General features: G+C 51.3%; 14 protein-coding genes and 1 riboswitch. Of the genes, 3 read left to right on the top strand and 11 right to left on the bottom strand.

The genetic code is table 11. The features are described 5' to 3' along the window. Positions 1-39: 39 nt before the first annotated feature. Positions 40-145, top strand: a riboswitch (yybP-ykoY riboswitch). Positions 146-226: 81 nt separating this feature from the next. After that, positions 227-796 (top strand): manganese efflux pump MntP, encoded by a 570-nt coding sequence (mntP, locus tag DBY68_RS12855; protein WP_108475390.1) that lies wholly within the window; start codon positions 227-229, stop codon positions 794-796. Here mntP and rlmA read toward each other — a convergent pair. From rlmA to mgrB, 6 genes are all read right to left on the bottom strand, one after another. Continuing rightward, entirely contained in the window at positions 793-1,590 is a 798-nt protein-coding gene (gene rlmA, locus DBY68_RS12850; protein ID WP_108475328.1) for a 23S rRNA (guanine(745)-N(1))-methyltransferase, read from the bottom strand. The genes mntP and rlmA overlap by 4 nt on opposite strands. Before the next feature lie 64 nt (positions 1,591-1,654). Beyond that, positions 1,655-3,397, bottom strand: coding sequence for a peptidoglycan glycosyltransferase FtsI (ftsI, locus tag DBY68_RS12845; RefSeq protein ID WP_108475327.1), 1,743 nt, complete (start codon positions 3,395-3,397; stop codon positions 1,655-1,657). Between the two features lie 215 nt (positions 3,398-3,612). After that, positions 3,613-3,822, bottom strand: a complete 210-nt coding sequence (cspE, locus tag DBY68_RS12840; RefSeq protein WP_001062678.1) for a transcription antiterminator/RNA stability regulator CspE — start codon at positions 3,820-3,822, stop codon at positions 3,613-3,615. Next, on the bottom strand, positions 3,809-3,979 hold the full coding sequence (locus tag DBY68_RS12835; protein ID WP_015964066.1) for a DUF2627 domain-containing protein: 171 nt from the start codon (positions 3,977-3,979) through the stop codon (positions 3,809-3,811). Before DBY68_RS12835 ends, cspE begins: the two co-directional genes overlap by 14 nt. A gap of 743 nt (positions 3,980-4,722) precedes the next feature. Beyond that, positions 4,723-5,013: a YebO family protein gene (locus DBY68_RS12830; RefSeq protein ID WP_108475326.1), complete on the bottom strand. Its 291-nt coding sequence runs from the start codon at positions 5,011-5,013 to the stop codon at positions 4,723-4,725. 73 nt (positions 5,014-5,086) lie between these two features. Next, complete coding sequence (mgrB, locus tag DBY68_RS12825; RefSeq protein WP_015964064.1) at positions 5,087-5,230, bottom strand: PhoP/PhoQ regulator MgrB; 144 nt, start codon at positions 5,228-5,230, stop codon at positions 5,087-5,089. Positions 5,231-5,394: 164 nt separating this feature from the next. Between mgrB and DBY68_RS12820 the strand changes: the two genes are divergently transcribed. Continuing rightward, positions 5,395-5,634 carry a YobH family protein gene (locus tag DBY68_RS12820; protein ID WP_108475325.1) on the top strand — a complete coding sequence of 80 codons (240 nt, stop codon included), beginning with the start codon at positions 5,395-5,397 and terminating at the stop codon, positions 5,632-5,634. 42 nt (positions 5,635-5,676) lie between these two features. On the opposite strand, the gene kdgR is transcribed toward DBY68_RS12820, so the two are convergent. Then, entirely contained in the window at positions 5,677-6,468 is a 792-nt protein-coding gene (gene kdgR, locus DBY68_RS12815) for a DNA-binding transcriptional regulator KdgR (RefSeq protein WP_108475324.1), read from the bottom strand. A 177-nt stretch (positions 6,469-6,645) separates the two neighbouring features. Between kdgR and DBY68_RS12810 the strand changes: the two genes are divergently transcribed. Then, positions 6,646-8,019 carry an MFS transporter gene (locus DBY68_RS12810; RefSeq protein WP_108475323.1) on the top strand — a complete coding sequence of 458 codons (1,374 nt, stop codon included), beginning with the start codon at positions 6,646-6,648 and terminating at the stop codon, positions 8,017-8,019. Positions 8,020-8,048: 29 nt separating this feature from the next. Here the strand turns inward: DBY68_RS12810 and htpX are convergent, their stop codons facing one another. The 4 genes from htpX to DBY68_RS12790 form a co-directional block, all read right to left on the bottom strand. Beyond that, a complete protein-coding gene (gene htpX / locus DBY68_RS12805) occupies positions 8,049-8,933 on the bottom strand; it encodes a protease HtpX (RefSeq protein ID WP_108475322.1) in 885 nt (294 codons plus the stop codon). Positions 8,934-9,135: 202 nt separating this feature from the next. Then, positions 9,136-11,184, bottom strand: coding sequence for a carboxy terminal-processing peptidase (prc, locus tag DBY68_RS12800; RefSeq protein WP_108475321.1), 2,049 nt, complete (start codon positions 11,182-11,184; stop codon positions 9,136-9,138). Positions 11,185-11,203: 19 nt separating this feature from the next. Continuing rightward, positions 11,204-11,878, bottom strand: coding sequence for an RNA chaperone ProQ (gene proQ / locus DBY68_RS12795; RefSeq protein WP_108475320.1), 675 nt, complete (start codon positions 11,876-11,878; stop codon positions 11,204-11,206). A gap of 97 nt (positions 11,879-11,975) precedes the next feature. After that, a complete protein-coding gene (locus DBY68_RS12790; protein WP_108475319.1) occupies positions 11,976-12,473 on the bottom strand; it encodes a GAF domain-containing protein in 498 nt (165 codons plus the stop codon). Positions 12,474-12,547 lie beyond the last annotated feature (74 nt).

Below are 12,547 nucleotides of genomic sequence, written 5' to 3'. Positions count from 1 at the left end.
TTCTGTTCTTGGTTTATATTCTAAAAATATGTTAAGGTTGCGTCCGTCGTTGGGGAGTAGCCGATTTTCAGTCATCTGAAAATGTGCGTGTCAACATACTCGTTGCAAAACGTGGCACGTACGAACCATTCAAACGCGAATGGTTAGGCGAGACCATAGATACGCTTACTGCTGTTTACTGGGGGCAGGAGTGTGTCATATGGATATTCCCGGTCTGGACGCTCTGATGAACGCATACGCAATTATTCTCCTCGCCCTTGGCATGTCGATGGATGCTTTCGCTGCATCGATGGGTAAAGGTGCCACACTCCACAAACCAAAATTTTCTGAAGCCATTCGTACCGGCCTTATCTTTGGCGTTATCGAAACCCTTACTCCGCTGATTGGTTGGGGGCTGGGTATGCTCGCCAGCCGCTTTGTGCTGGAGTGGAGCCACTGGGTGGCGTTCGTGCTGCTGGTCTTTTTAGGCGGACGAATGATTGTCGAAGGATTCCGGGGCGATGATAGCGATGAAGAGTGCGAACCGCCCCGCCGTCACGGTTTCTGGTTATTAGTGACCACCGCGATTGCCACCAGCCTTGATGCGATGGCGGTCGGTGTCGGTCTGGCGTTTTTACAGGTTAATATTCTGGTGATGGCGTTGGCCATCGGCTGTGCGACCTTCACCATGTCGACGCTGGGGATGATGATTGGCCGCTTTATCGGCCCGCTGCTTGGCAAACGGGCTGAGATTCTCGGCGGTCTTGTGCTCATCGGCATTGGCGCAGAAATTCTCTACAGCCATTTCGCCGGTTAATCGTCCAAACGCTGCCAGACATGAATAGCAAAATCGGTCTGGCAGTCAAAGTGTTCCTGCCCTTTCAGCGTCTCCCACACGTCCGGTTTAGCGCGCCAGGCAAACGGCGTCATCTGCAATAACGTCACCGCTTCTGTTCCACTTAACTGCATCGGGTAAGCCAGCGCATCGTGCGTTTGCAGCGTGAAGCCCGGCAACGTTTCCGAATGCGGTGCATGCAACTGAACTTCATCGTAAATCAGCCCTTTTAGCTCGACTAAATGTCGCGGCCCTGGGGTGACGGTAATCACCCATCCGCCGGGTTTGACCACTCTGGCCAGCTCTTCAGGGTTACAGGGCGCGTAAATACGTACTACCACGTCCATGCTATTCGCCTCAAACGGCAAACGTTGACTCGAAGCCACACAGAAATCGACATTAGCGTAGCGCTTCGCCCCGGCGCGAATAGCGTTTTTCGCCACATCCAGTCCCCATGTATGGCCTGCTATCTCTGCAAAAGCATGTGTGTAGTACCCTTCCCCACAGCCAATATCCAGCAAATGCGCTGGCTTTATCCCGTCAAGCTTCGCGCAAATGGCATCGCGTAACGGTTGATAGTGTCCGGCATCAAGGAACGCGCGGCGCGCCTGCATCATCTCTGCGCTGTCGCCCGGATCGCGGGAACGCTTATGCTGCACGGGCAGTAGATTGACATAGCCTTCTTTTGCCATATCAAACTGATGGCGTTGAGGACAGCAATAGCTGTTTCCGCTGCGGGTGAGCGGCGCGTGGCAGAGCGGGCAACTCCAGGACATAACAACTCCGGGGGAATATTGAAAGGGCGAAAGTGTAACGCTTTTCGCCCCTGAGTGGGAGGATTTACAGTGCAGGCGCGCTTGAAGATGTATGCATAACAATCAAATTATCTGACCCCTGCGGCAAACCATCCGGCATAACGTTTTCCAGACGGAGAACATCGCCCATTATCTGGCTGAATACCGGGGCGGATACCGCACCGCCGTAATACTGCCCGTTCTGCGGTTCGTTGATCACGACGACCAGCGCAAATTGTGGATTGCTGGCGGGCGCGACGCCTGCGGTATAGGCGACATACTTATCGACATATTTCCCGTCGCCGCCAATTTTCTTGGCGGTGCCGGTTTTCACCGCGACGCGATAATCACGAACGGCGGCTTTTGTCCCGCCGCCCCCCGGCAGCGCCACGCTTTCCATCATATGTTCAACCTGATGTACCAATGTTTCGGGCATCACCCGATGGCCGATGACCGGCGGATCAATACGGGTAATGGAGAGCGGGCGCGAAATACCAAAACCGCCGATAGTGGCATACACGTGTGCCAGTTGCAGCGGCGTGACCATCAGACCATAACCAAATGCGAACGTCGCGCGATCCAGCTCGCCCCAGTAACGTCGATGCGGTAACAGCCCCTGACTTTCACCGGTTAAGCCCAGCCCGGTCGGTTGCCCGAAGCCAAACGCGGTGTAGGTATCCAGAAGCTTTTGTACCGGCATAGCCAGTGAAAGACGCGAGACGCCCGTGTCACTCGATTTTTGCAAAATACCGGTTAGGGTGAGCTCTGGATAATAGCCCACGTCACGAATACGGTGCCCGTCCAGTACATAAGGATGGGTATCGACCACACTATCGGGACGAACAATGCCCTGCTGAAGCGCCGTCATGATCACTAAGGGTTTCACCGTGGAACCCGGTTCGAAGGTATCGCTGATTGCGCGGTTGCGGAAATCATCCAGCGTTGCAGCTTCGCGATTGTTTGGGTTGTAGTCCGGGTAGCTCGCCATCGACAATATTTCACCGGTATCAATTTTTACCAGCACCGCCGCGCCAGACGCGGCTTTGTTCCAGCGCACGGCGTTATCCAGCGCGTCTTCCGTCACCGTTTGCAGGCGTTCATCAATACTGAGCTGAATGTTATGTGCGGGAACCGGGGCTACTTCAGTAATGTTTTCGATCACCCGGCCAAATTTATCTTTACGTACCCTGCGCAACCCCGGCTTGCCAATAAGCTGGCTGTTGAAGCTTTTTTCAATACCTTCAATGCCCTGATCGTCAACATTCGTGAAACCAATCAGGTTCGCCGCCACGTGTCCTGCGGGGTAAAAACGACGCGACTCTTCGCGCAGATTAATTCCCGGAAGATGCAGCTTATCAATCCACTGCGCCTGAAGCGGATCCACCTGACGGGCAAGATAGAGAAACCGGCTGTGTGGGTGCGCGTTGACACGAGCCTGCAAAGCGCTCAGGGAGAGGTTCAAGGCTTTCGCCAGCGCCTGCCAGCGGTTATCGAACCCCACTCCCCCCTTCTCCATCAGGGTTTGCGGATCGACCCAAATGGCGCTGACCGGCACACTCACGGCCAATGGTCTGTTTTCGCGATCGACAATCATGCCTCGTGGCACATCAATCGGTTCTTCGCGCACCGAGCGCATATCTTCCTGCTTGACCAGATTATCGGGAGAGACAATTTGCAACCAGCCAACTCGCGCGAGGAGGAAGCCCAGACAGCTTAAAATAACGGCGCATACCAGGCCAAACCGGACGGGGGTAAAATGAGGGGGCTTCCCTCGGGATTTATCTTGCACTCTGACTCCAGCGTTAAAAAGCAACGGACTGATTTAACAGGAATAGTTCAGAGATTCATCGTCTAACTATGCTAATAAGCTCGTGGATTTGCAACAAAGGACGACCAGAAGGGAAAACAGAAACATCTCGTAAAGAATGTAAAAAGCCCCGCATTTGCGAGGCTTTAAGGCTGATTATGATGCGCGTACGCATCAAAGCATCAGTGGCAGTCGAATCAGATTGCAGTTACGTTAACTGCAGCTGGGCCTTTCTGGCCGTCCTGAATTTCGAACTCAACGTTCTGGCCTTCAGCCAGAGTTTTGAAGCCGTTACCCTGGATTGCAGAGAAGTGTACGAATACATCTTTGCTGCCGTCAGCCGGAGTAATGAAGCCAAAACCTTTAGACTCGTTGAACCACTTAACTTGACCTTTAATCTTTGCCATTTGCAAAATTCCTTAGAGTGTTTTCTTCGCCCGTGGGCGCATTCATAGATAAAACTGAGACATGACTGCATGAGGCACTAATATAAGGTTCGGCAGAGAAGCGGTATTCAACGTCAACGTGTTTACTCAGGACTTCTTTACTGATAATGCCATACATAGACAGAACTGTACCTCGTTTAACCCAAAACGTGTTATCACATACAACGATAATAATGGCAAGCCATTTTTAAACGTGTCTCGATCAGCCGCACAAATCATACAACAATCATTTGATCGACTACGCATTTATGCGGCAAAGCGTTATCTGATGCGCCCCGGCTCGTGTCTTAAGCCTCACCTACCTTACGGTAACGTAAGACTTTTTTACCATAGACCAGGATTTTCATTCCGTCCAGAAAAGCGAAGCGGCATCAACATTTTTTATATCCTTAGAATATTTTCGCGCTAATTTTCAAAAGGTGCATTTTGGTAACCGGTTATAAGCAAGTAACATTTCGCTATACCGCTACGCTGATTCACGAAAGCAAAATAATGTCCTTAGGTTGCACCAAAATAATGAACGTTTAATGACAGAATGCCATCACAGCGCAATAAAAACGTTTCGCTAATAGCGTACGGCAAATGCGGCTAGCGGGTTGCGCAAATAAAGTCGATATCCATCACTCATACATTTAGATGATGGATAAATATACAAAATGATAAAGTGATAAAAAATTAATTATAAATACAATGAGATACGAACCCAGGAATGTGAGGCAACAACGAGTCAGGTCAGTGATGCATCAGTAAAGGGGAAGGTAAGGAGAGGTAACACCGTCAATGACAGCGGATGCACCGCTTCGGTGCAACCTACGGACTCCGGCAGCCTGGTCAGACAGCCGGAGTGAAGAGGAAAAGAGATTATCGTTCCGCCACCAGGCGAATGAAATCATCTTCATCTTCGTTTTTTGCTTCAACGGCTTTCTCAGCGACTGCCGGTTTTTCAGGTTCATTAGCTTCACAGAGTCGACGCAGCAGCGCATTCTGACGCTTTTGCTGATCCAACAATGCTTCAAGCAGTTCTATTTGCTCACTGGTGCGCGAACTTGCACGGTTAACAAAGAACCAAAGTACCAGCCCTACAATCAACAGCAGAACAGATATCACGACAGACGCCAGATTTAATGCCCCAGAACTTACTAGATCACTCATTTCACCACCTCAATAGGAACGGACTATTCTACCACTCGCATTAAGGAAGGAAATCGTTGATGGCAAAAATGTTTTACCAGGGAATGAATTTATTGATGCTACAGATTCCGTTAAAGAACTGTACATCCTGGTCGCACAACACGTTGAGCGTCTGAGTCCAGAGCAGCAAACAGGCCGCCAGTACGACAATCAGTAACACCCACCGAAATTTTTTCACTCCACACTCCACGACTTATAGCATTAACAGATGATCAAATTAACACGGACATCTTAAACCGCGGCTAACTGTACAGATAAATTCTGCTTTTAGGAATCATGGAGTTGTCTCGCAATATTGAAAAGCTACTCTATCATCAAGGATAGAAAAGACGTGAGGATGTCATGAGATTTGCGATCAGAACAATTATTATACTGGCCATTGTCTGGATTGGCATATTGCTCAGCGGTTATGGTGTGTTAATCGGCAGTACTGAGAACGCTGGCGGTTTAGGTCTTCAATGTAAATATCTGACCGCGCGAGGCACCAGCACAGCACAATACGTTCATTCCAATAGTGGGATTATTGGCCTGACCGATTGCCCGGTCCTGCGAAAAAGTGAAACGGTCATTGATAATGGATAAAAAAACGCCGCGATACCGCGGCGTTTTTGATTAGGTGTCTTATCAGAACGGGTAATCGTTATAGCCTAACTGCTCTGAAATTTTACGCGCCGCCGTATGCAGCATCGCAACATACTCGTGCAGGCGCTCTTCGGAGAAACGCAGCGTCGGGAACGAAATACTTAACCCCGCAATAACCACGCCAAAACGGTCGAAAACCGGAACGCCGATGCAGCGCAGGCCCTCTTCCTGCTCTTCGTTATCTTCCCCGTAACCCTGCTGGCGAACCAGATCCAGCACCGGCATCAGTTCCTCGGTGCTGGTGATGGTACGATCGGTGCTGTGTTTGTATTCCACACCCTGCAGAATTTCACGCACTTCATCGCGGTCGCGCCAGGCCAGCAACACTTTACCAATGGCGGTGCTATACAGCGGGTTACGACGGCCTACGCGGGAGTACATGCGCAAGTTATACATCGAGTCAATTTTATGGATATAGACGATACTGTCTTCGTCCAGCGCACCAAGGTGAATCGTCTCTTTCGTCAGACGTGACAGTTCACGCATCTGAATATCTGCACTACGAATTAAATCGACGTTCTGTAAAGCGCGGGCGCCAAGTTCAAATAGCTTCAGCGTTAACGAATACTTTTCAGATTCCCCTTCCTGGGCAACGTATCCCAATGATTTCATGGTCTGCAAAAAGCGATAAACAGTGCTTTTCGACATCATGACACGCTGCGACAGTTCGGTAATTCCGATTTCGCGCTCTTCACCAAGCGCCTGCAGGATGCCAAAAACCTTCAATACTGAAGAGACAGAATCTGGCTGTTTATCCAAATCTGCAACTGCCATTTATCACCTCATCGCAACTGTTTTATAAAAAATAGAACCGGTTTTTATTATAATTTCGCAAAGCGCTCGTCGCAATGAATCTTCTGCAACCTGGTTACAAATCTGCGACATACAGCCGAATAATCAATGCTAAAATAGTTTTCTGACAAATAATTTCTCAAAAACCGCATTTTTCCCATGGATAAAAAAATTTCGGATGGCTTACCCGTACCTCAACGGTATGGCGCCATCTTAACCATTGTGCTCGGTATTACGATGGCGGTGCTCGATGGGGCTATTGCTAACGTGGCTCTGCCCACCATCGCCAGCGATTTGCATGCGTCTCCGGCGGCATCTATCTGGATAGTCAACGCCTATCAAATTGCGATAGTCATCTCGCTACTGTCGCTGGCTTTCCTGGGCGACATGATTGGCTATCACCGGATCTACAAAATCGGTCTCATCGTCTTCACCCTCGCTTCGGGGCTGTGTGCGATGTCGAATTCACTGGAGATGCTCACGCTCGCGCGCGTGGCACAGGGTCTTGGCGGCGCGGCGTTGATGAGCGTGAACACCGCGCTCATACGGCTTATCTATCCGCAGCGGCAGTTAGGGCGTGGCATGGGGATCAACTCGTTTGTGGTTGCGGTCTCCTCAGCAGCCGGGCCGACCATCGCCGCGGCGATTCTCTCTGTTGCGTCATGGCAGTGGCTATTCCTCGTGAACGTGCCGCTCGGCGTTATCTCGTGGTTGCTGGCGGTGCGTTATCTGCCCGCAAACGGCTTACGCAGCCAGGCAACACGCTTCGATCTGCCCAGCGCAATCATGAATGCCCTGACGTTTGGTCTGCTGATCACCGCACTGGGTGGATTTGCGCAGGGGCAATCGACCACGCAGGTGGTGGCGGAAGTGGTGCTGTTACTGATCGTTGGATTCTTTTTCATCCGTCGTCAGTTGCGTTTACCGGTGCCGCTATTACCGGTCGATTTATTGCGCATCCCGTTGTTCTCGCTCTCTATTTGCACGTCAATCTGCTCTTTCTGCGCACAGATGCTGGCACTGGTGTCGCTCCCTTTCTTCCTGCAAACCATGATGGGACGCAGCGAAGTGGAAACAGGATTACTGCTGACGCCCTGGCCACTGGCAACCATGGTGATGGCCCCTCTGGCCGGTTATCTGATTGAGCGAGTCCACGCCGGATTTCTCGGCGCATTCGGCATGGGGGTGATGGCCTGTGGGTTATTTGCGCTCGCCCTGCTGCCCTCTTCGCCTTCCGATCTCGACATCATCTGGCGCATGATCCTGTGCGGTGCAGGGTTCGGACTGTTTCAGTCGCCCAATAACCACACCATTATTTCCGCTGCCCCTCGACAGCGGAGCGGTGGTGCCAGCGGGATGCTGGGTACGGCTCGCCTGCTGGGGCAAAGCACCGGCGCGGCGCTGGTAGCGTTGATGTTTAATGCGTTTGGCGATAGCGGAACACATGTGTCGTTGCTGCTCGCGGGAAGTCTGGCGGTGGTTGCGGCCCTGTTTAGCGGCTTGAGGGTGACGCAACCGCGCGTACAGGGCTAAAAAAAGCGCCTCAATTGAGGCGCTTTTTACTATTTCAGGTATTCACCGGTACGCAGCGCTTCGATACGCTTGTCCAGCGGCGGGTGAGTCATAAACAGCTCACTCAGCGTTTTCGACTTACCGTTGATGCAGAAGGCCATCATAGTGCTGGCTTCCTGTGGTTCGTAGCTGGTCTTCAAACGTTGCAGGGCAGCAATCATTTTTTCACGCCCTACCAGACGTGCTGAACCGGCATCCGCATGGAATTCACGGTGACGTGAGAACCACATGGTGATAATGCTGGCCAGAATACCGAACACCAGCTCAAGAACCATGGAGACAGCAAAATAGATAAGTGGGTTACCATTGCCGCCCTCTTCGCCTTCATCACGGTTACCGCTCAGGAAACCGGCAGCAATCTGCGCAATAATACGTGAGATGAAGATAACAAAGGTGTTCACCACGCCCTGAATCAGGGTCATCGTCACCATATCACCGTTAGCCACGTGGCTAATCTCGTGGGCGATAACCGCTTCAGCTTCGTCACGGCTCATGTTTTGCAACAGGCCCGTACTCACCGCGACCAGCGACGCATCACGGCGCGCGCCGGTGGCGAAAGCGTTGATGTCCGGCGCATGGTAGATAGCGACCTGCGGCATAGCAATGCCAGCCTGGCGCGATTGTTGCGCCACGGTGTCCATCAGCCAGCGCTCTGTTTCGTTACGCGGCTGCTCGATAACTTCCCCACCCACAGATTTCAGGGCCATCCATTTCGACATCATCAGCGAAACGAGAGAACCACCAAAACCAAATAGCAGAGCCATAATCAGAAGGCCCGTCATGCTGCTCGACTGAATTCCTGTCAGGCTTAGCACCAGCCCAAACACAACCATCACAGCAAGGTTGGTCAACAGGAAGAGCGCGATTCGCATCATAATTTACTTTTAACCTCGTTTTAACAAAACGCACTAAGCGATTACCCACATCGTATGGGTATTAATACAATTTTCAACTATCCACGGCGGGTAAGTCACGAGAAAGACACAACTTTACATTTTTTCTCACACTTGCTTACGCGCAGTTTAGAGATGTAAAAAAACAGGCACAATTGCTTGTGCCTGTTTTAATAAGGGAGAATTACTTGCTGGCAGCAGGAGTTGCGGCTGGCCTCTCTTTTTCAAGATGCGCCAGGTCAACCGCAATATTCACGGTTTCATCCAGATACGGATCGGGCTCCTGATAATCCTTCGGCAAATCGTCGATTTTCTTCAGCAACGGTTTACCCTCACGTTTGTAGCGATCGTTAACGCGGGCCAAACGTGTGGCATCATCTTCCTGGTTCTCTTTTTCACGCTGAGCGTAATTTAAAGAGACGATGTTGCGCTTGTCCTTCATTGCGTTAAAGCGCGCGATATCCTTTATGATGTACTGGAATTCAGGATCTTTCGCGATACGCGCATTATGCAATTTCAGCAGTTCCGGGCCAAACGGCGTTAAATCATCAGACTTCACATAGGTCGCAGCGTCGATGCTGTCCCACGGTAATGCGTTGTCTTCAAACTTCTCACCCGTTTCCGTCTCTTCTGAACCGGTCGGCATCAGGATATCAGGTGTTACACCTTTACGTTGCGTACTGCCGCCGTTAATGCGGTAGAACTTCTGAATGGTGTATTGAACGGAACCCAGCGCTGGCCATTCCGGACGCAGCATTTGATCGTAAATGCGATTCAAAGAACGGTACTGCTGAACGGTGCCTTTCCCGAAGGTCGGTTCACCGACAATCAGCGCACGTCCGTAATCTTGCATGGCGGCCGCAAAAATTTCAGATGCCGAGGCGCTGAAACGGTCAACCAGCACTACCAGCGGGCCTTTGTAGTACACCACGCCGTCATTGTCGCTATCTTCACGCACTTTGCCGTTATTGTCGCGCACCTGCACGACCGGGCCGGACGGAATGAACAAGCCAGAGAGCGATACCGCTTCGGTTAATGCCCCGCCGCCGTTAGTCCGCAGATCGATGATAACGCTGCTGACATTCTGTTTTTCCAGTTTCTGCAGCTGTACCTTAACGTCTTCCGTCAGGCCAACATAGAAACCTGGTATATCGAGCACACCCACTTTCTCTTTGCCGACGGTTTTCACCGACATTTTCACGGCGCGATCTTCCAGACGAATACGTTCGCGCGTCAGGGTAACGATTTTGGTTTTCGCCCCTTTACCCGCCGGCAGGATTTCCAGGCGAACTTTACTGCCCTTCGGCCCTTTAATCAGCGCCACGACATCATCCAGACGCCAGCCGATCACATCGACCATCCCTTTTCCGGCCTGGCCCACGCCAACGATTTTATCGCCAACCGTGATCGCTTTACTCTTCGCCGCGGGGCCCCCGGCCACCATGGAATTGATAACCGTGTAGTCATCATCCATTTGCAGCACTGCGCCGATACCTTCCAGAGACAGGCTCATTTCGGTATTGAACTGTTCGGTGTTGCGAGGAGAAAGGTAGTTGGTATGCGGATCGATTTCCCGCGCGAATGCGGTCATCGCCAGCGAGAATACATCTTCGCTATTGGTCTGCGCCAGACGACGAATCGCGAATTTATAGCGACGCGTCAGGGTTTCGCGGATCTCTTTTTCATCTTTACCGGTCAGCTTCAGGCTTAGTTCGTCGAACTTAACTTTGCCATCCCACAGGGCGTTCAGCTCGGCTTCATCTTTTGGCCATGGCGCTTTTGCGCGGTCAAGATTGAAGGTGTCGTTGCCGGTGAAGTCCATCGGGCGTTCAAGCACTTTCAACGCGTACTGATAGCGTTCGAAACGTCGCTTTTGCGCCAGGTTGTAGAGATCGTAAAACACGTCGAGCTTGCCCGATCGTAGCTCATCGCCAATCTGCCCTTTCTTCGAAGCAAACTGCGCAACGTCGCTGGCCAGCAGGACGTTGTGACTGTAATCGAGCAGGTTCAGATAGCGGTCAAAAATCTTGGCGGAAAAGGACTGGTCGAGATCGAACTGACGATAATGAGAACGGGTAAAGCGCGATGTTACGCGCTCGCTCACCGTTGCGTGCTGAGTCTCTTCCTTCAGAATCGGAATTTGATCAACACGGGTAATATCTTCCACCGCTAAGGCGTGGCCTGTTATTAAAAACAGGCCAGCGAGGGCGGAGAGCCTAAAAAGTTTGTTCATGCCTGGCCCGGCCTCCGTTTCAGAACACCAGGTGTTCTGCGCGTACTATCATTGACATACCAGAAGTTAGCTGCACGCGGACACCGTCTTTGGTGATTTCCAGAATCGTGGCGTCCATTGCGTTATTGCCCGCTTTGACTTTCAGGGATTGACCAACGGTCAGCGCAGAAATGTCGGAAACAGGAGTAAGCTTTTCTTCGCGTACGGCTTTTGCAGCAGGTTTAGCATCGCGCGGTTTACGCTCAGCGTTTTCTTTGCGGCGAACCGGAGGACGCGGCTTACGCTCGCGACGCGGTGCGTCACCTTCACCGGCAGCAGCGGCGGCTTCGCGTTTTTTCGCCTGCTGTTCAGCACGTTGAGCCTGAACACGGGCTTTGGCTTCTTCAAGCTGCTGACGAGCGTGGGCAACGTGCTGCTCATCAAGTTCACCACAAGGGTTACCGTCTAGGTCGACACGTACCGCACCAGCTTTGATACCGTAAAGGTAGCGCCAGCTTGAAGTATAAAGACGTAAAGCGGAACGTAATTGGGTTTTGCTGAGGTTCATCTCACCATCAACACGCTCGACAAGATCCTGAAAAATACCGACTTTCAGAGGACGAGCTTCACCTTCGGCACTGAAACAGCGCGGAAAACGTTCGGCCAGAAATGCGATAACTTCTTTACTGCTATTCAACTTAGGTTGATTTTCCATGAAATTTCCTGATTACAACGGACGTAGCCAACAAGCCGCAGGCATGAACAGGCGTCATTATAATGACGCCATCGCTAAATGCTACGTTATACGTTGATTATCCTTCGACGCGGGCAAAGAATTTTTGATAATCGGTGCCAGAAAGCACATTTTCAAGATGACCGACCAGTTCTCGCAGCCCCTGCTCGTCCTCTTCGCTAAAGCGCGAATAGAGCGGGCTATCGATATCCAGTACGCCAATCACTTGTCCGTTAACGACCAGCGGCAGTACGATTTCGGAGTTACTGGCGCTATCACACGCGATGTGACCGTCAAACGCGTGCACATCTTCCACGCGCTGCACTTCATTCTTCGCCACCGCCGTACCGCAAACCCCTCGACCAACCGGAATGCGCACGCACGCCAGTTTGCCCTGGAACGGCCCTAAAACCAGCGTATCACCTTCCAGCAAATAAAAACCTGCCCAGTTTACATCCGCCAGACGTTCAAAAAGCAACGCGCTGGTGTTAGAGATTACAGCTAAAAAACTGTTCTCACCTGCCATCAATGCCTGAAAATCGCGGTTAAGATCCGCGTAAAGTTCTGTTTTGTTCATTATTAAACCACTATTGTCTACTTCAATTACTGATACTATCGATGACGCATACCCCTATAAAATAAGCATTAAAT

It is taken from the genome of Pseudocitrobacter sp. RIT415 (genome assembly GCF_003057695.2).
Taxonomy (GTDB): Bacteria; Pseudomonadota; Gammaproteobacteria; order Enterobacterales; family Enterobacteriaceae; genus Pseudocitrobacter; species Pseudocitrobacter faecalis.
This window is presented reverse-complemented; position numbering and strand designations above follow the sequence as displayed.

Coding starts and splice junctions, on each gene's coding strand:
- mntP (WP_108475390.1), top strand. CDS start 227: ATGAACGCATACGCAATTATTCTCCTCGCCCTTGGCATGTCGATGGAT.
- rlmA (WP_108475328.1), bottom strand. CDS start 1,590: ATGTCCTGGAGTTGCCCGCTCTGCCACGCGCCGCTCACCCGCAGCGGA.
- cspE (WP_001062678.1), bottom strand. CDS start 3,822: ATGGCAAAGATTAAAGGTCAAGTTAAGTGGTTCAACGAGTCTAAAGGT.
- DBY68_RS12835 (WP_015964066.1), bottom strand. CDS start 3,979: ATGTATGGCATTATCAGTAAAGAAGTCCTGAGTAAACACGTTGACGTT.
- DBY68_RS12830 (WP_108475326.1), bottom strand. CDS start 5,013: ATGAGTGATCTAGTAAGTTCTGGGGCATTAAATCTGGCGTCTGTCGTG.
- DBY68_RS12820 (WP_108475325.1), top strand. CDS start 5,395: ATGAGATTTGCGATCAGAACAATTATTATACTGGCCATTGTCTGGATT.
- kdgR (WP_108475324.1), bottom strand. CDS start 6,468: ATGGCAGTTGCAGATTTGGATAAACAGCCAGATTCTGTCTCTTCAGTA.
- DBY68_RS12810 (WP_108475323.1), top strand. CDS start 6,646: ATGGATAAAAAAATTTCGGATGGCTTACCCGTACCTCAACGGTATGGC.
- htpX (WP_108475322.1), bottom strand. CDS start 8,933: ATGATGCGAATCGCGCTCTTCCTGTTGACCAACCTTGCTGTGATGGTT.
- prc (WP_108475321.1), bottom strand. CDS start 11,184: ATGAACAAACTTTTTAGGCTCTCCGCCCTCGCTGGCCTGTTTTTAATA.
- proQ (WP_108475320.1), bottom strand. CDS start 11,878: ATGGAAAATCAACCTAAGTTGAATAGCAGTAAAGAAGTTATCGCATTT.
- DBY68_RS12790 (WP_108475319.1), bottom strand. CDS start 12,473: ATGAACAAAACAGAACTTTACGCGGATCTTAACCGCGATTTTCAGGCA.